General features: G+C 62.7%; 16 protein-coding genes. 15 read left to right on the top strand and 1 reads right to left on the bottom strand.

Annotation, left to right across the window (positions count from 1 at the left end; genetic code table 11):
- The first annotated feature begins 115 nt into the window (after positions 1-115).
- The 12 genes from ACKPCU_RS00255 (at position 116) to ACKPCU_RS00200 (ending at position 12,174) form a co-directional block, all read left to right on the top strand.
- A complete protein-coding gene (locus ACKPCU_RS00255) occupies positions 116-1,174 on the top strand; it encodes an AraC family transcriptional regulator (RefSeq protein ID WP_321349087.1) in 1,059 nt (352 codons plus the stop codon).
- 115 nt (positions 1,175-1,289) lie between these two features.
- Positions 1,290-1,625: a YegP family protein gene (locus ACKPCU_RS00250; protein WP_104738123.1), complete on the top strand. Its 336-nt coding sequence runs from the start codon at positions 1,290-1,292 to the stop codon at positions 1,623-1,625.
- Between the two features lie 410 nt (positions 1,626-2,035).
- Positions 2,036-4,030 carry a TonB-dependent receptor gene (locus tag ACKPCU_RS00245; RefSeq protein ID WP_321349086.1) on the top strand — a complete coding sequence of 665 codons (1,995 nt, stop codon included), beginning with the start codon at positions 2,036-2,038 and terminating at the stop codon, positions 4,028-4,030.
- 24 nt (positions 4,031-4,054) lie between these two features.
- Positions 4,055-4,765 (top strand): DUF4198 domain-containing protein, encoded by a 711-nt coding sequence (locus tag ACKPCU_RS00240; RefSeq protein ID WP_321349085.1) that lies wholly within the window; start codon positions 4,055-4,057, stop codon positions 4,763-4,765.
- Positions 4,752-5,240, top strand: coding sequence for a hypothetical protein (locus ACKPCU_RS00235; RefSeq protein WP_321349084.1), 489 nt, complete (start codon positions 4,752-4,754; stop codon positions 5,238-5,240). Before ACKPCU_RS00240 ends, ACKPCU_RS00235 begins: the two co-directional genes overlap by 14 nt.
- Positions 5,240-5,854, top strand: coding sequence for a cobalt transporter CbiM (gene cbiM, locus ACKPCU_RS00230; RefSeq protein WP_321349083.1), 615 nt, complete (start codon positions 5,240-5,242; stop codon positions 5,852-5,854). The genes ACKPCU_RS00235 and cbiM overlap by 1 nt, the downstream gene beginning before the upstream one ends.
- Positions 5,851-6,510: an energy-coupling factor transporter transmembrane component T family protein gene (locus ACKPCU_RS00225; RefSeq protein ID WP_321349082.1), complete on the top strand. Its 660-nt coding sequence runs from the start codon at positions 5,851-5,853 to the stop codon at positions 6,508-6,510. Before cbiM ends, ACKPCU_RS00225 begins: the two co-directional genes overlap by 4 nt.
- Positions 6,507-7,139, top strand: a complete 633-nt coding sequence (locus ACKPCU_RS00220; RefSeq protein ID WP_321349081.1) for an energy-coupling factor ABC transporter ATP-binding protein — start codon at positions 6,507-6,509, stop codon at positions 7,137-7,139. Before ACKPCU_RS00225 ends, ACKPCU_RS00220 begins: the two co-directional genes overlap by 4 nt.
- Before the next feature lie 7 nt (positions 7,140-7,146).
- The gene (nikR, locus tag ACKPCU_RS00215) at positions 7,147-7,620 is read left to right on the top strand and encodes a nickel-responsive transcriptional regulator NikR (protein ID WP_104738131.1); all 474 of its coding nucleotides are present in this window, start codon (positions 7,147-7,149) and stop codon (positions 7,618-7,620) included.
- Positions 7,621-7,720: 100 nt separating this feature from the next.
- Positions 7,721-9,127: an AMP nucleosidase gene (gene amn, locus ACKPCU_RS00210; RefSeq protein ID WP_321351902.1), complete on the top strand. Its 1,407-nt coding sequence runs from the start codon at positions 7,721-7,723 to the stop codon at positions 9,125-9,127.
- A gap of 101 nt (positions 9,128-9,228) precedes the next feature.
- Positions 9,229-10,143 carry an SdiA-regulated domain-containing protein gene (locus tag ACKPCU_RS00205; RefSeq protein ID WP_321349080.1) on the top strand — a complete coding sequence of 305 codons (915 nt, stop codon included), beginning with the start codon at positions 9,229-9,231 and terminating at the stop codon, positions 10,141-10,143.
- 114 nt (positions 10,144-10,257) lie between these two features.
- Positions 10,258-12,174: a metallophosphoesterase family protein gene (locus ACKPCU_RS00200; RefSeq protein WP_321349079.1), complete on the top strand. Its 1,917-nt coding sequence runs from the start codon at positions 10,258-10,260 to the stop codon at positions 12,172-12,174.
- Positions 12,175-12,338: 164 nt separating this feature from the next.
- Here the strand turns inward: ACKPCU_RS00200 and ACKPCU_RS00195 are convergent, their stop codons facing one another.
- Positions 12,339-13,655, bottom strand: coding sequence for a serine hydrolase domain-containing protein (locus ACKPCU_RS00195; protein WP_321349078.1), 1,317 nt, complete (start codon positions 13,653-13,655; stop codon positions 12,339-12,341).
- Between the two features lie 130 nt (positions 13,656-13,785).
- Here ACKPCU_RS00195 and ACKPCU_RS00190 point away from each other — a divergent pair, with 130 nt between their 5' ends.
- The 3 genes from ACKPCU_RS00190 (at position 13,786) to ACKPCU_RS00180 (ending at position 17,593) form a co-directional block, all read left to right on the top strand.
- The gene (locus ACKPCU_RS00190; RefSeq protein ID WP_321349077.1) at positions 13,786-14,712 is read left to right on the top strand and encodes a LysR family transcriptional regulator; all 927 of its coding nucleotides are present in this window, start codon (positions 13,786-13,788) and stop codon (positions 14,710-14,712) included.
- Positions 14,713-14,951: 239 nt separating this feature from the next.
- Complete coding sequence (locus ACKPCU_RS00185) at positions 14,952-15,413, top strand: (2Fe-2S)-binding protein (RefSeq protein WP_104738137.1); 462 nt, start codon at positions 14,952-14,954, stop codon at positions 15,411-15,413.
- Positions 15,410-17,593 carry a xanthine dehydrogenase family protein molybdopterin-binding subunit gene (locus tag ACKPCU_RS00180; RefSeq protein ID WP_321349076.1) on the top strand — a complete coding sequence of 728 codons (2,184 nt, stop codon included), beginning with the start codon at positions 15,410-15,412 and terminating at the stop codon, positions 17,591-17,593. The genes ACKPCU_RS00185 and ACKPCU_RS00180 overlap by 4 nt, the downstream gene beginning before the upstream one ends.
- Positions 17,594-17,598 lie beyond the last annotated feature (5 nt).

Below are 17,598 nucleotides of genomic sequence, written 5' to 3'. Positions count from 1 at the left end.
CAGTGGTCTGTCTTGTTGTTGATGTTTTTGTTCTGCCAGGCAAGATTGCGCCTGTGCGAGGTGGCTATCCATGATAATTTCTGCCATGACATGATAATAACTGCCACGAGGTTGTATGAACTGGCGTGAAGTGCGTGATGCCACCAACGTGCGCCACCTGCTGAACACGGCTCACAGTATTGGCTGCTCCGTCGAGGCCTGTCTGCAGGGCAGTGGGTTGGACGAAGGTGTGCTGAGTGCTGGAGCCCGGATACAGCGCTGGCAGGAGTTAGCCGTGATTCGCAATCTGGTGGCGCTGGCGCCGGAACCCGGTCTTGGGCTGCTGGTGGGCAGTCGTTACCAACTGACCAGTCTGGGGCTGCTCGGCTACACCATGCTGGCCTGTCGCAATCTGCATGAGGCACTGGTGGTCAGTACCCAGTTTCGTGAACTGACGCTGTCGATCTGTCCGGTTCAGCTGCAGCCGTTTGACGGTGGCGTGCGCATGAGTCTGGACCACAGTGTGCTGCCGCGGGATGCGCAGGATATGGTTGCCGAGCGCGGGCTGGCAGTCTGGAAGCGTATCTTCGGTGAGTTGCTGCAGCGCCCCTTTGTACCGCTGCGGGTGGAGCTGGCGCTATCGCGACCTGCCACCGCCGACTGTTACGAAACCTACTTCGAATGCCCGGTAGTCATCGGCGCGGCGAGCAACGCAGTACTGATTGCGGATGCGGATCTGGCCAGTGCGCTGCCGCTCGCCAACGAGCTTACCCGCAACGCCTGTGCAGCCCTGTGCCGGCAACTGTGTGATGGGCTTGAAGACGTTGTTTCGCCGTTCGCGCGACAGGTTCTTCAGGTGCTGATCAGCTGTTCGGGGGAGCCGCCCGTCGCCGCCGAGGTGGCGGCTGCGCTGGGGATCTCCGAGCGTTCGTTGCATCGCCGGCTGGCGGCTGAGGGCCAGCCCTTTCGTCAGCTCGATGAGCGAGTGCGCGGGCGCCTGGCGGAGCGCCTGCTGAGCGACAGTGATCTCGGGCTGGATGCCATCGCCGCGCAGCTGGGGTACAGCGAAGCGGCCAGCTTTTCCCGTGCCTTCAAGCGCTGGACCGGCGTCTCGCCGTCGCACTGGCGTGCAGCTCAGCGGGCAGCAGCGCTGGGGCTTGAGTCGTCTTCGCTGGCGGGTGTTCCGTCTCGATAATGTCGACGGGTCTCGCTTGCGAGACAGCGGGCATCTCCTGTCTATACTGACCAAGTCGTCCGCATCCGGGCGGACGCGCAGGTAGTCCACCGACGTTGGATAAGGAGTGCTTCATATGGCTGGTTGGTATGAACTGAGCAACAGCACGGACGGGCAATTTCGCTTTGTCCTCAAGGCAGGCAATGCCGAAACCATTCTCACCAGTGAGCTCTACACCACGCGAGCCAGCGCCGAGAACGGCATCGCGTCGGTACAGAAAAACTGCTCAGAGGATGGGCGCTATGAGCGCAAAGAGGCAAAGGACGGGCGCCATTTCTTCAATCTCAAGGCGGCCAATCATCAGGTGATCGGCACCAGCCAGATGTACGCTGCGGCGGCCAGCTGCGAGAAGGGCATCGAGTCGGTCAAAAACAACGGTACCAGCGACGTCATCAAGGACAAGACCGGCTGAGCCTACCCGCGACCGGCCGGCGCCGCGAACGCTGCGCGCGTCGGCCGGTTTGCTGGGCGTTGGCATCCTGTCGGCGCCCGTTATCCACATCAGTCTGCTAGCCAAGCAGGGCTGCATGGGGCATCGAGACCGTTCTTTCGTTGCTCCGGTCGACATCAGGTTACTTTGATCCCACCCGTTTTCCGGCTGCCGGTGACGACATCGCTGAAGCTGTGCGCCGACATGGTGCGATAGTGTCGCTTGCTGCTTTCTTGTGGTGCGAAAGCGGGCTGCCCCTCTGGCCGCAACCGCCGAATTTCAGTGAAGCGGGCGCTGGTATGAACTTTGCTGATTTGTTCATACTTGCATCCGGCTCGCCTATGCCTGGCCAGTTGAGAGGTGCTGCAACCGACCCCGCATAAGGATGCCCGATGCTACTCCCTCGTCTCACGCCGCTAGCGGCTGCCCTGTTGTTGCCTTTGCCCGCGTTGGCCTCTACTGAACCCGTGTCGCTGGCCAGTATCACCGTCAAGGGCCAGGCCATGGCCGATACCACCGATCAAGCCTATTCGGTCACCCGTCTGCACGCTGACGATATTCGTGAAGCGCACGTTGATCAGGTGCAAAGCCTGCTGCGCAAGGTGCCGGGTATGAATGTCAGCACGCTGGGGCTGCCGGGAGTGGCCGACAATATCTCGCTGCGCGGCTTTGGGGCCGGCGGGCACGGCGGAGACATTGGCTTTGTCGTCGATGGCATTCCGCTCAACGAGGCCATGTCCCACGCCGATGGTTACGGCGATTTGAACGTCGTCATTCCGCTGGAACTGGAGCGCATTGATGTGCTGCGTGGCCCGGTATCGGCGCTGTATGGCAACTACAACCGGGCCGGCACGGTCACGCTGCAGAGCCGCCGGGGTGGTAACTACCGTGACCTGGACATCAGCGCAGCAGAATTCGGCAAGCTGGATCTGCAGGCCGCCGGTGGCTTTGAGGCCGAGCGCCAGCGCCTCAACCTGGCGGTGCAGGCGGTCCATGATGATGGTTTCCGCGATCAGTCGCAGGCCGATCGCCAAACCCTGGCTGGGCGCTGGGCGCTGGATCTCAGCCCTGATCTGGAAGTGGCGCTGTCGACCCGTCTGCATCATGCCGAGGCAGACAACCCGTCCTACCTGCCTTACGCCGATTATCAGCGTGACCCTTACGGGGTCTACAGCGAGGTGCAAAACGACGGCAGCGAGAAGGACTTCAGAACCCTGCGCCTGGACGCCAACTATCAGCTTGATGACGATGTGCGCCTGCTGAGTTTCGTCTACCACACCCAACAGGACTTCAGCCGCTGGTTTACCCGGCCAGTCAGCGGCGTCTGGACCCAGCGCGAGGAAACCTACGACCGTGATGTGCTGGGCGGCGGCTTCAACCTTAATGGCGATAGCCAACTGGCGGGCAAGTCGCTCACCTGGGTCACCGGCATCGAAACCTATCGTGAACGCACTGACTACCTGAAGTATGAAAACACCCAATACCGCCAGCGGGTCGGGTTGCCGCAACTGGATCGGCGCTTCAGCCTGAACAACCTGGCGGCCTTTGGCGAGATGCAGTGGCAGCTGCACCCGCTGTTCATGCCCAGCCTGGGCCTGCGCTGGGACCGCTTCACCGGGGATTGCGACCTGGAAGGCGCGCAAACCTCCACGGCGGAGTGCGAGCGCATGTCGTCGGTCAGTCACACCAGCCCCAAACTGGGCGTTCGCTCGCAGCCGCTGGATTGGCTGGAGCTGCGTGGCAGCTGGGCCGAGGGTTTTGCCATCGCCCCGGAAACCGCCAAGTACTCGCTCGGCACGAGCAGCGTATCTCCCAACGTCTTCCGTCAGATCGAACTGGGCATGACGCTGAGCTGGCGTGACCTCGGGCTGGACCTGGCGACCTATCGCATCGACTCCAGCGATGAGATCGGCCGCAACCCGGCCGGCGACTACGAGAACTTTGGCGAGACCCGGCGTCAGGGCGTGGAAGTCTCGGGCTACTGGTACCTGACTGACAGCCTGGATGTGTCGCTGGCCTGGGGCACGGCGCAGTCGGAGATCCGCAAGCACCGTGATGCATCCCTTGAAGGCAACCGGGTGACCGGCGTGCCCAGCCACACCACTACCGCGCAAGTAAATTGGCGCCCGCTTTCGGATTGGGAAGGCAGTCTGGTGCTGCGCGATATTGGTGATTACGCGGTCAACGCCAGCAATCAATTGGTCGATGGTGGTTACCAGGTGACTGACCTGACGTTGGCCTATCTGTTTCCCGGCACCCCGGGCTACCGCGCTTATCTGTCGGTGGAGAACCTGACGGACAAGGTCTATGCCTCCACCGTTTCTACCATCGGGTATGCCACCGGCGCGCCCCGTCGTGTCAGCCTGGGCATCCAGGCGAGTTTCTGACCCTCGTGCACAAGGAGTTTTACCATGTCTTACCCCCTACGCAGCCTGCTTGCCGCAACCGCTCTGGCGCTGCTCAGTCCGTTGGTCAGTGCGCATACCGTCTGGCTTGAGTCGACCGAGAGTGCGAACGGCTACGTCGTCCGTTTCGGCGGGCATGCCGGCGTGCTGGAAGACTTTCCTCCGGCCAAGCTGGAACAGGTCAGCGCCATCGATGCAGCGGGTGTGCCGGTCGCTGTCGCCCGCGAGGACCTGACAGCCGGAGTGCGGTTACAAACCGCCGAGCCGGTGTCGGTGTTGACGCTGTATTTCAACAACGGCATCTGGAGCCGACTGCCGGATGGCCGCAGCGAGAACCTGCCGATGGATCAGGTCGAGGGTGCCGAGTCGGCGGTCAACGCGATCAAGTATCACAAGTACATTGCGCGCTGGGACGCGCAGGCAACCCTGCCGCAGGGTCAGGCCTTCGAGCTGCTGCCGCTGGATGCCGAGGCACCTGCCGCCGGTCAGCCGGTGCGCCTCAAGGTGCTGATCGACGGCCAACCGGCGCAGGGCATTGCCCTGGCATTTGGTGAGGAAGGTGACGATGCCGTCAGTGACGCCGAGGGCGTAGCGGTGCTGATCGCCCGCAGTGGCGTCAATCGGATCTGGTCCGGACAACGGCTGGCAGTGGCCGACAATCCGGCGTACACCCAGCTCAGCACGGAATACAGCCTGGTGTTCCATGCGCAGGATTGAGCTAAAGCGTGCCACGCTGCTGTTGCTGCTCTGGCTGTCGGCCACCGCCGCTCAAGCGCATGGCCTGGATGTGATCGCCCAGCACAGTGAGGGACAGGTGTCCGGTTTGGCGCTGTACTCCGACGGCACGCCGGCTGCTGCGATCTACGTAGCCCTGGTAGCCTCTGAAGATGCCAGTAGGGTGTTGGCACACAGCAAGACCGGCGAGGACGGCCGTTTCACCTTCGCTGCTCGCGAGGACGGTGGCATGCGAGTCATCGCCGAGGGCGAAGAGGGGCATCGCGCGCAGGCGCTGGTCAGTGATTTGCCGAGCGGCAGCAGCGGCAACCAAAGCCTGTTGCTGCTGCGCGAGGATATTGCCCGGCTGGAGCAGCATTTATGGTGGCGCGACGTGCTGGGCGGCATCGGCTATCTGGTCGGCGTGCTCGGCCTCTGGGCGCTGTGGCGCAGCCGTCAACCTGGTCGAGGACTCTGATGCATATTGCCGAAGGGGTGCTCAGTCTGCCAGTGCTGGCCAGCGCTGCGGTGTTGTCGGCGGGCGGTATCGCACTGGGTGTGCGCCGCCTGGATGAAACGCGGATGCCACTGGCGGCGCTGCTGGGTGCTGCCTTTATGGTTGCCAGTACGCTGCACATGCCGGTGGGCGTGGGCAGTGTGCATCTGATCCTCAACGGCCTGGCCGGCTTGCTGCTGGGCTGGGCGGTGTTTCCGTTGTTCTTTGTCGCGCTGCTGCTGCAGGCCGCGCTGTTCTCCTTTGGTGGCTTTACCGTGCTGGGTGCCAACCTGCTGATCATGGCCGCGCCGGCGCTGCTATGTCATGTCCTGCTGGCGCCCCTGCTACGCGGTGAGCCGAGCCGTCGGCGGTTGTTGCTGGTTGGCGCCGGATGCGGGCTGATCGGGGTCGGTGGTGCTGCCGTGGTGGCCGCGTTGGTGCTGAATCTGAGCGGTGGCCGGCTGTTCGATCACCTGATCGGCATGTTGGTGCTGTCCCATGCGCCGGTGTTTGTGGTGGACGCGCTGATCAGCGCCCTGGCACTCAACCTGTTGTGGCGCATGTTGCCCGATATGACCCGCGAGCTGTGCCCATGACCGCGCCGCAACGGCTGTTACTGGCACTGGCCGGGGCGCTGGGCGCCGCCCTGTTGCAGCAGACCTGGCAATTGCTGGCGCTGCTGCTGATGGCCGGGGTTGCCGTGCTGGTGGCGGCCGTGCTGCGGCTAGCCTCGCCCCGCTGGCTGCTACGTCGGATTGCGCTGCTGAATCTCTTCGTGGTGCTGGTCTGGTTGACGCTGCCCTGGCATTGGACGGGCGGCGGCCTGGCTTGGAACCCGGCGGGCGTGGACGCGGCGCTGCATATCAGCTTGCGCAGCAATATTGCCGGCCTGCTGTGCATTGCCCTGCTGGCGGGGATGAACGCCTTCGATGTGGCGGCAGCGGCGGCGCGTCTGGGCATGCCCGCGCGGCTGGCGCAGTTGTTGTTGCTGACGGTGCGCTACCTCAGTGTCATGCAGCAGACGCGTCAGCAGGTGCAGCGGGCAATGCAGGCACGGGGTTTCCACCCCCGTTGTAACTGGCGCACGCTGGAGGTGCTGGCACTGCAGGTCGCCTTAATTCTGGTGCATGCCTTGTTGCGCGCCGAGCGGGTGGCACAGGCGATGCAGGCTCGCGGCCTGGCCCAACGCGTGCGCGCGCGGAAACGGGCGACTGCGGTGGCGGGTGTGACCGCAGGGCAGGAATCGCTATGAGCGTGCTGATTCAGGCCAGCGGCTTGCGTCTGGCGCGCGGCCCGCAGCGCCAGCTCGCGTTGCCCGACTTCGTCTTGCATGAAAACGAGCGGTTGTGTCTGCTTGGGCCTAGCGGACGCGGCAAGACCAGTTTGCTGCACGCGCTGTTGGGGTTTGTTCCTCTGCAGGCTGGCTGCCTGCAGGTATTTGGCCGCGAGCGTTCTGTCGAGGCCGACTTTGTCCCGCTGCGTGGCCCCCTGGGGTTGCTGTTTCAGGACCCGGTCGATCAGCTGTTTGGCCCGACGGTGGTTGATGACGTAGCCTTTGGGCCGCGCAATCACGGACTGGATCGCCAGCGGGCCGGCCAGTTGGCGCTGCGCACCCTGGCTTCGCTGCAGCTGGAGCATCTGGCGGAGCGGCCGGTGCAGCAGCTCTCTGGTGGTGAACAGCGGCTGGTGGCGCTGGCCGGGGTGCTGGCGATGAACCCGCGCGTGCTGCTGCTGGATGAGCCGAGCAATGGTCTGGACCAGGCCAGTTGCGAGCGCTTGTTTACCTGTCTGCTTGAGACCGGCTTGCCGATGCTGATTGCCAGCCACGATCAGACACTGGTACAACGTCTGGGAACCCGGATTCTGACGTTGCCCGCATGAGGACCCCATGGAGCGCATCACCATTTCCCTGGAAAGTGAACTGGCCGAAGCCTTTGACGCGCTGATTGCCGAGCGCGGCTATCGCAGTCGGTCTGAGGCGATGCGTGATTTGCTGCGCGCCGAACTGGAAAGTGCCCGCCAGACGCGGGAGCCGAGCGAATATTGTGTTGCCTCGCTCAGTTACGTCTACAACCACCATCAGCGTGAATTGGCCGAGCGCCTGGCCCGCCATCACCATGAGCATCATGATATTAGCGTGTCTACGCTGCTGTCCTATATCGACCATGACCATTGCCTGGCAAGCTCCATCCTGCGCGGGCCTACTCCGCAGGTGCGTCAGCTGGCCGAGCGCATCATGGCCGAGAGCGGCGTGCGGCACGGTCAGTTGAACCAGGTCTCGCTGACAGAGGATGAACACGAGCACCAGCACGCCGGTCATGATCACAGCAGCCGACATCGACACCTGCGCCCGCTGACCTAGGGCCTCCCGAACCACCGATAAGAGGTTTTCCGTGAACCCAGTTTGCCCCGATGATTTTGTAACGGTCGATTCCGCGGAAGCGGCGGTCGACCGTCTGGCCATGCTGCACCAGCAGGCCACCAACGCGCTGCGTAGCGCACTCAAGCAATACCTCAAGGATCGTACCCCGCCGAGCGAGGCTCATTGTGCCTTCCGCTACCCAGAACTGCGCCTGACCTACCATTGCCAGGGTGAAGTGCCGAGTAGTGTGCGGGCCTATGCCAAGGTGCAGGTGCCCGGCACCTACGCCGTGACGGTGACTCAGCCCGATGCATTTCGCAATTACCTGCTCGATCAGCTGCGGCCGCTGATGTCCGACTTCACCGTCACCGTGGAAGTGGGCCCGAGCCAGGCCAATATTCCCTATCCGTACGTGGTCGAGCAGGGTGACGAGCTGGGCGCCTCGGGCGTGACCGCTGCCGAGCTGGCGCGGGTGTTCCCAAGCACCGACCTGTCAGCCGCCAACGATGGCACCGCTGATGGGCTGTATGACTGGGAAAATCAGGACCCGCTGCCGCTGGCGCTGTTTGACGCTGCGCGTACCGACTTCTCCCTGCGCCGCCTAGTGCATTACACCGGCAGCGACTGGCGGCACGTGCAGCCGTGGATTCTGCTGACCAACTACCACCGTTACGTCGATCAGTTCATCCGCCACGGTCTGAACATGCTGCAGACCGAGTCGCGCTTCCAGCGCATGGTGCTGCCCGGCAACGTGGTGGTTGAACGTGGCATGTCCGAAGGTGAGATGCAGGCGATCATCGAGTCAGTGGTCTGGCACCGCTTCCAGATGCCGGCCTATCACCTGCAGGGCAGCAAGCCGAGCGAGGGCATCACCCTGGTCAACATCGGCGTGGGCCCGTCCAACGCCAAGAACATTACCGATCACCTTGCTGTGTTGCGGCCGCACTGCTGGTTGATGATCGGCCACTGTGGCGGTCTGCGTCAGTCGCAGACCATCGGTGACTATGTGCTGGCGCACGCCTACATGCGCCGCGACGGTATCCTCGACCGGGTGCTGCCACCGAACATTCCGCTGCCGGCGCTGGCCGAGGTGCAGCAGGCGCTGCAGCAGGCGGCAGCCGACGTGACGGGCGAGCAGGGCGATGACCTCAAGCGCCGTCTGCGCACCGGCACGGTGCTGACCTATGACGACCGCAACTGGGAACTGCGCTGGGCGCAGGAACGGCCGCTGATCAATCTGGCGCGGGCGATTGCGGTCGACATGGAAAGCGGCACCATCGCTGCTCAGGGCTACCGTCTGCGGGTGCCCTACGGCACCTTGCTGTGCGTGTCCGACAAGCCGCTGCATAGCGAGATCAAGCTGCCGGGCGCGGCGGGCGCTTTTTACGAGCGCGCCGTGACCCAGCATCTGCATATCGGTATTCATGCGCTGGAGCTGATGCGCAGCCAGCTCGATTCGCTGCATTCGCGCAAGCTGCGCAGTTTCGACGAGCCGCCGTTCCGCTAGCCTGCGCTGTCACCACCCTGTCATCCGTTGTCGCCTAGTATCGGCGCGACAGCGGACAGGAGCAGGGTGGATGAAGCTGCATACCAGCAAGGGACGTATCCATGTCGGGTACGCTTGAATGGGGCGGGCCGCGGCGGCTCCTGCTGTTGCTGCTGACGGTCAGCGCGTTGGCCGTTCTGGTTGCCTGGCAGGGCACGCTGCTCAAGCTGACCGAGTTCCATCGCGCTGATGCAATTGTCAGCCCGGCGAGCGGCGTATTCAGACTCGCCGACTACCGCGCTGCGGTGCAGGGCCTGAACATTCCCGGCATCGGCAATGACCTGTCTGGCATCACCCATGACCCTGAGCATGACCGACTGCTGGCGATCACCAACGCGGGGCCGGTTCAGGTGCTGGCGCTTGACCGCCAGGGCCGGCTGCTCGGCCGCTATCCGCTGATCGGTTTCGAAGACCCGGAGGACCTGGCCTGGCTGGGCGACGGCCTGTTGCTGATCATTGAGGAACGGGTGCAGCGGTTGAATATCATCCGTCTACCCGCGGAGTTCGGGCCGATCACGCGCGATGACGCCCGCCAACTGACCTTGGGCGTGGCGCTGTCGGATGACAACAAGGGCTTTGAAGGCGTTGCGTACGACACGCACCGCGACCTGCTGTATGTGGTCAAGGAGCGCGATGCTCAGCAGCTGTACCGCATCGCCGGGTTGCGCCCCACCCTGGCCGGCAATCTGCAGCTGGATATTCAGGACTTGAGTGACTGGGTTGCTACCGCAGGTGTGTCAAAAGACCTTTCCGCGATAACCGTTGAGCCTGACAGCGGCCATCTGTTGCTGCTGAGCGATGAGTCACAGCTGTTGTTTGAGCTGGGTCGCGATGGCGCGCTGCTCGACCGTCGCAGCTTGCGGGCAGGTGGTGGTCTCGATGCCGACGTACCGCAGCCGGAGGGCGTGGTGCTGGGCAGCCGCGGTGAGCTGTTTGTCGTCAGCGAACCCAACCTCTTCTATCGCTTCGTGCGTTAGCGCGGGGCTCTTCGTCACATCTCCGTGATCAGAATGTAACCGCTCTGTCTCGGGCCTTTCACAGCGCATCTGTAGTGTTCAGACCTCATTCATATGGTTCGAAAAGGATGCGCCATGTTTGTTCGTACAGGATTGGTCTCTTTAGTGGCGGCAGGTCTGTTGACCGGCTGCCTTTCGTCGGGAAGCAGTAGCAGCAGCGATGCAGGGGGAGCGCCGGCTGCCCCTGATGCACCGACGCTGCGGATTGGGGTCATTCCCGACACCCAGGGTGGCGGGCAGAACACGTCGGTGATGCCCATGCGTGCGTTGATGGAGTTCTACCGCGAGCAGAACGTGGATCTGCTGCTGATTGTCGGGGACCTGTCCGAAGAAGGCACCCCAGCCGAGTATGCCCAGTGGCGCAGTGTTGTCGACGACTACCGTGATGACTTTGTCATGCTGCCGTTGCAGGGGAACCACGATATCAAGGGCACGGATCAGGACTGGTATGACAACGTCAGTGATCTGATTCCGGACGACGCCATTCAGATGGCCGGTCAGAAAGACAAAAACTATGCGCTGGTGCGTGGCAACGTGCTTATCGTGACGGTTTCCTACGGGCAGATTCCGTTCGCCTATGACTTCGTCCGGGAGATGATTGAAACCTACCGTGATCAGGTTGATCACATCATCGTATCGTCCCACAACACGATGGTCGGCAGCCGTTACGGCAACATTCGCGAGCGTGCGGTAGAAGCCTACGACACCTCCGAGGGGGATCAGCAGTTTTTGCTGGTGCACGACGATTACCGCCAGCTGTTTGCCGACAATGATGTCATCTACGTGGCTGGCCATGAGCACCAGTATATTCGCAGCCTGATATCGGGCTATTACGGAGGCCACTACACCGAGCTGGTCAGTGGTAGCGCCTCCTACAAGGGGTACGACAGCCGCTATGGTGAAAGTGAGCTGATCCAGCAGGTGGTGATGACCAAAATCAACGACGGCAGTGTCGACGGCACACTCGACGTCAACGCCTCGATTCTGACTTTCAACGGCGCGCTGGTCGATTACCGCTCCTACTACGAGAGTCACACCATCCGCAGTAACGAAGACGGTATGCGTGAGCTGGCAACGCCGGACTGGAAGTTGATCGATCGCTTTACCCGCTCTGCAGAGCGTTGCGACAAGATCGTGTTTCCGTCGAGCATCCCCGCCGGCAACCAGTTGAACATGACCCATGACAAAAGCTACCGCACCAGCCTGTGTGTCGCCGGGTCGGGTGAAGCGGCGCGGATTCTGGATGGCGAGAACCAGATATTCAATCGCTATGACACCCGCACCCGTACCACCAGTGTCGAGCCCAGTGTATCAACGGCGCAGAGCAACACTGCGCTTGCCGCCCGCTACTACCGCTGGCTGCATATTCCCCATGCCAGCTATAACCCGAACCTGAACAACAGCCAGCGCGTGCGCCTGATCAATGCGGGCACGGAAGACGAAGAGGTGGAAATCCGCCAGACGACCATCGACCTGAAGAAGCAGTTGTCGCTTAGCTGGGTGGCTGCGCGTGAGGGAGCGAAAAGTGCGGTTCTGCTGGTGAGCGGTATTCAGGGTCAGGACGGTACCTACAGCAGCGCGCGTGGGGCGCAGAAACGCCTTGACCAAGACACCGGTTTCGCCGGCAGCTTTGGTGATGGCAGCGAGCAGGGCAAGCAGCCCTACGTGTTGCCAGAAGGCCGGGTCAACAGCAACTGGAAGTTGGATGACGACCCGCGTGGTGATGACTTCGTGCTGCAATTCAACGTGCCGTCCGGTGCGGATGCCAGCAACCTGCAGTTGGCTCGCTGGAATGATGCAGAGGGCAGCTGGGAGCCGGTGGTGGCTGCCGACTGCCTCAGTGCGCTGGATTATGACAACAGCTATATGACCAGCCTGCCGGCTGATGTGGATGCCGAGTGCAGCACCGCAGCTGGCCTGGTGACCGTAGGCACGCCGCATTTCTGGGTGCGGCAGGATCGTGAGGGCGCCTTTGCCCTGATTGATCGTTGAGCGCAGCGGCCACCTGTTTGATGCAGGTGGCCATGCTCTGTATACCGCGCCGGGTGCTTTTGGTATCCGGCGCGGTGTTGTTGCCGGTCAACGAGGTTGGTCGGGCTACCCTTGCCAGCGCAGTTTTGCGCTGCAATGGCGCAGGCGCTAGGGCTTGCTGACGCCTATTGCGGCTGACTCATCAGGAATTGCGCCAGCGCGCTGTAGGCCGGTAGCGAGATCGGGTCGTTGGCACCGTTGGCTGCCACCGGGTTGGAGGCGAAGCGGGCGATGACCATCTCGGCCTTCGGGTCGACATAGATCGTCTGGCCGTGGATGCCGCGGGCGGCGAAGACGCCGTGCGCATTATTGGAAACCCACCACATATTGCGATAGCTCCAGTTCGGCAGCGTGGCGTAGCCTGCTGCGGCGAACTTGGCTGGGTCGCCACCATTACGGATATCGGCCACCACGGCTTCCGGAACGATCTGCTGGCCATTGAAACGGCCGTTGTTGCGCAGGGTTTCACCAAATCGGGCCATGTCGCGCAGACTGGCATTGAGGCCGCCTCCGGCGAATTGGGTACCGATTTGATCGACCACGATGTAGGCATCCTGTTCGGCGCCCAGCTTGCTCCAGATCCGCTGTTGCAACAGCTCGGCGAAGGAACTGCCGGTGACCCGCTGAACGATCCATGCCAGCACATCCGAGTTAACCGTCTTGTAGGCGAATACCTCCCCGTGCTGACCCTCGGGCTGTACCTTCTGCAGAAAGCCGTACAGGGATGTTGCGCCAGCATAGTCGGCTGGACGCGGGATCAGGTTGCCGGCCCGGGAGTACTCCCAGATTTCTGCCGTCGGGTCAGAGTAGGTTTCGGAATAGCGAATGGCAGTGGTCATGTCCATGACCTGACGCACGGTAGCGTTACCGAAGCCGCTGTCCTTCAGCTCCGGTACGTAGCTCGATACCAGGGCCTGTTCGTCCAGCGTACCTTCGGCAATCAGCATCGCCGCGAGGGTACCGATAAACGACTTGGTCACCGAGAAGGCCATGTGCGGGCGGTCGGCCTGCAGGGCGCCGAAGTAATGCTCGTAAACCACCTGGCCACGGTGCAGTACCACGATGCCGTCGGTGTAGTTGGCCGCCAGTGATTGCGCCCAGGTCATGTTCGAGCCGTCGGCCAACTGGAACTGCAGGTCGTCAATGTCGTCCCGGCGGGCGTCGGGTAGCGAGCTGACTGCGCCAGCCCCTCGGCCTACGTTTGCTGTCGGCAGCAGTTCGCGAATATGCGAGAAGGACCAGCGGGTTCTTGGGAACAGGAGATAGTTGTTGCCGTTCACCTGTTTATCAGCTGCAGGCGGAAAGCCCTGCATCCAGCCCATGACCGTCGGATCACTGGCATGGGCATCGAGTGGTGGCTGCCCCGCGATAGCTTGGCCAGCCAGCAGGCCGCCGAGCAGCAGGGACAGGCAGTTACGCTGCCATCGGGTTGTGCGTTTCATGAGTTACCCCTTTTATCTTGTTGTTCTTGTCGGGCCTGCCGCGCCGCATGCCCTTGGGGTGAGTATTGGTTAGTGCTATATATCAAGTCCAATGCATGTATTGTGAGTTATTGATGCAATGAGTTCATTAATGGACCTGAAGCGCCTCGGCCACATGGTTCTGCTCAGCGAGGAGCTGCATTTCTCCCGGGCCGCCAAGCGCGCGCACCTGTCGCAGACCGCGTTCAGCCGCAGCATCCAGTCGCTGGAGAGCGACCTGCAGTTGCGGCTGTTTGACCGTGGGACCCGCAGCGTGCAGCTGACCGCTGCGGGCAGACAGCTGCTGTTGCAAGCCAGGGACCTGCTGCGTCGCGCTGAAAACCTCAGTGCATCGGCGCAATATCTGGCCAATGCCGAGGGGGGCGAGCTCAATGTGGGCGTCGGCTTGCTGGCCGCGCACAGCTACATGCAGGAGGTGTTGCCGCTGCTGCGTCGGGATTGCCCGGGCCTGCGGCTGAATGTCGAGGTTGATCATTGGCAGAACCTCCTGCGTCTGCTGGAGCAGGAGCGCATTGAGTTTCTGGTCGGCGGCACCGGGCCATTGCATGAGGATCCGCGTTTTCAGATCACCCGCTTGCCTCCTAGGGACACGGCTATCTACTGTCGCAGTGGCCATCCATTGCTGGCCGTGGCGCCTGTGTTGCAATCATCGCTGCTGCTGGACTACCCCTGGTCTGCCGCGCTGCTGGATGATGCCTCGGCGCTGCAACTGCTGGCATTACTGGCGCTACCTGCTGATGCCAGGCTACCTGCGCTCATGAGTTGCAATAGTCTGCCGCTGTTACGGCAAACGGTTCTGCATAGCGACAGTCTGCTTTTTACCTGGGAGGGCTGGTTGCGCGACGACGTGCGTGCGGGGCGGCTGGTCGATCTGACCCGGCATCTGGAGCCGGGGTTGCCTGCGCAGGGCTACCAGTTGCACAGCAACCTGATTCAGTTGGCCAATCGCACCCTGTCACCGCCGGCACAACGCGCGCTTGCGCTAATCCTGAAGATGGCGGGGCAGAGTGCAGGCTGACGTCGTGGCGACTCGAAATCGGGCAATAGCGCAAGGCAGCCAGAGTATTGTGCTATCGGTTGCGACGCCGCGCTGGTTACTCTCCGTTTATTTAGACTGGTTGTTTTCCCGCTTGCTGCAGTTGTTCGGCAGTTGCCGACTGCCTCGACCGTGCTGTTCTAAGGCTTTATGTCTCAAGCTAGCCACAGATGCTAGAGTGAATCGAAAACCAATAACCTGCGTTGCCTGACGAGGTATCTATGATTCAGTTGTCCGTTAACGGCGAGCGACATGAGCTCGACGTTCCTGCTGACATGCCACTGCTCTGGGTGGTGCGCGATGTGCTCGGCCTGACCGGCACCAAATTCGGCTGTGGTATCGCCCAGTGTGGCGCGTGCACCGTTCATCTTGACGGTGAAGCCGTGCGCTCTTGCGTGCTGCCGGTTGGTGCTGTGGCCGGCCGTGCGGTCACCACTATCGAGGCGGTTGGCGAATCGGCGCTGGGCAGTCAGGTGCAGCAGGCCTGGCTGGAGCACGAGGTCGTGCAGTGCGGCTACTGTCAGTCGGGGCAGATTATGTCGGCCACCGCGCTGCTGCAGCGCCAACCCAATCCCAGCGACGCGGAGATTGACGTCGGTATGGCGGGGAATATCTGCCGCTGTGCGACCTACACCCGCATTCGCGCCGCCATCAAGGACGTCGGCAAGGGGGAACAGGCATGAGCAGGCAACCAGGGCAGGTATCGCGCCGGGGGTTTCTGAAGGGCTCCAGCGCAGTGATGGGCGGGCTGGTGCTGAGCACCTGGTTGCCCGGTTTTATCCCCGACAGTGTGGCGGCTGAAGCGACTGCTGCCGGCCGTCTCGGTGATCAGACGCCCCGTGGCTATGGCGCCTATGTGCGGGTCGGGCATGACGGCAAGGTGACCGTGATCTCACCGAAGATCGAGATGGGGCAGGGCACGCATACCGGTATCGCCATGATGGTGGCTGAGGAGCTGGAGGTTCGGTTGGCCGATGTCAGCATCGAGGACGCCCCGCCGGACAGTGAGCTTTACGCCGACTCGATCATGCAGTTCCAGGCGACCGGGGGCTCAACCTCAACCCGGCATGCCTGGCAACCCCTGCGTGAAGCCGGTGCGACCGCGCGGCTGCTGTTGATTCAGGCGGCTGCCCAGCAATGGTCGGTCGATCCTGCCCAGTGCGAGGCGCGCGAAGGCGTTGTCTATGGGCCGGGCGAGCGTCAGGCGGGCTATGGCGAGCTGGTCGATCTGGCCAGCACCCTGCCGCTGCCGACCAGCGTCACGCTGAAAACGCCGGATCAGTTCCGTTTGATCGGCACCCCGGCACGCCGCATTGATACCCCGAACAAGGTCAACGGCAAGGCGCTGTTCACCATCGACCTGCAAGTGCCGGACATGCTGGTTGCCTCCAGCCTGACCTGCCCGGTGTACGGTGGCACCTTGAAGTCGGTCGATGCCAGCGCGGCGCGGCAGGTACCGGGCGTGCGTGACGTGGTCACGTTGGACAACGCCGTTGCGGTTACCGCGACCAACTACTGGGCCTGCCAGCAGGGGCTCAAGGCGCTGAAAATCGAGTGGGATCTGGGCGAACATGCCGGTATCAGCTCACCCGAGCTGGACGCCGCACTGCAACAGGCGTCCAGCGCCGACGGCGTGGTTGCCCACAGCAGCGGTGATGTCGCCGCTGCACTGGAGGCGGCCAGCAGCCGCTTCGAGGCAGTGTACGAACAGGCGTTCCTGTCCCATTCGCCGCTGGAGCCGATGACCTGTGTGGCGCATGTACGCGCTGATGGTTGTGATCTGTGGGTAGGCACCCAGGTGCCGGTATTTGCCCAGCAGACAGCAGCCAGCATCACCGGACTGAAACCGGAGCAGGTGGTTGTGCATAACCAGTTGATTGGTGGCGCCTTCGGCCGCCGGCTGGACTACGACTTCATCACCCAGGCCGTCGCGATTGCGCGGCAGGTCAGCTATCCGATCAAGCTGATCTGGAGTCGTGAAGAAGACATGACCCACGATATGTATCGCCCACACTATGTTGATCGGCTGACCGCCGCGCTGGACGCCGACGGCAAGCCGCAGGCCTGGCAGCATCGGATCGCTGGCGCCTCGGTGCTGGCTCGCTATATGGGCAGCCTGCCTGAGAACGGTGTCGATGGCGATGCGGTGGAAGTGGCTATTGACCCGATTTACGCGCTGGACAGTCTGCAGGTTAATTACATCCGCGAGGAGCCGAAGGTGATTCCGGTGTCCTGGTGGCGCGGGGTGGGTCCGCTGCGCAGCACGCTGGCGCTGGAGTGCTTTATCGACGAGCTGGCCCACAATGCCGGCAAGGACCCGGTCGACTACCGGCTGGCGCTGATGGATAAGCATCCGCGGGCACAAGCGGTGCTCAAACTGGCCGCCGAGAAGGCTGACTGGCAGACGCCGTTGCCGGCCGGTCAGGGGCGTGGCATCGCGGTCAGCGCGGTGTTCGGCAGTTTTGTCGCGACTGTGGTCGAGCTGGAAATGCAGGCGGACAAGGGCATTCGTATCAAGCGATTGGTCAGTGCCATCGACTGCGGTCTGGTGACCAACCCGACCTCGGTGCTGGCGCAGATCGAAGGCGGCACCCTGTTCGGGCTGTCGGCCTCGCTGTTCAATGAAATCACCATTGAGCAGGGCAGGGTGCAGCAGCGCAACTTCAACACCTACCGGCAACTGCGCATCGGTGAAGCGCCCGGCGTCGAGGTGCACATTGTGCCGAGCACAGAGTCACCCGGCGGGGTCGGCGAGACCGGGACCGCGCTGATTGGTCCGGCGCTGCTCAACGCGCTGGCGGCTGCGTCCGGCGAGCGGTTGCGGCGTTTGCCGTTGAGCCGCGCTGGCTACTTCCCGGTTTAAGGAGC

Origin of the sequence: Halopseudomonas oceani (genome assembly GCF_963677335.1) — a bacterium.
GTDB lineage: Bacteria > Pseudomonadota > Gammaproteobacteria > Pseudomonadales > Pseudomonadaceae > Halopseudomonas > Halopseudomonas oceani.
The sequence above is the reverse complement of the archived record's forward strand: the minus strand, read 5'-3'. Positions and strand labels throughout refer to the sequence as shown.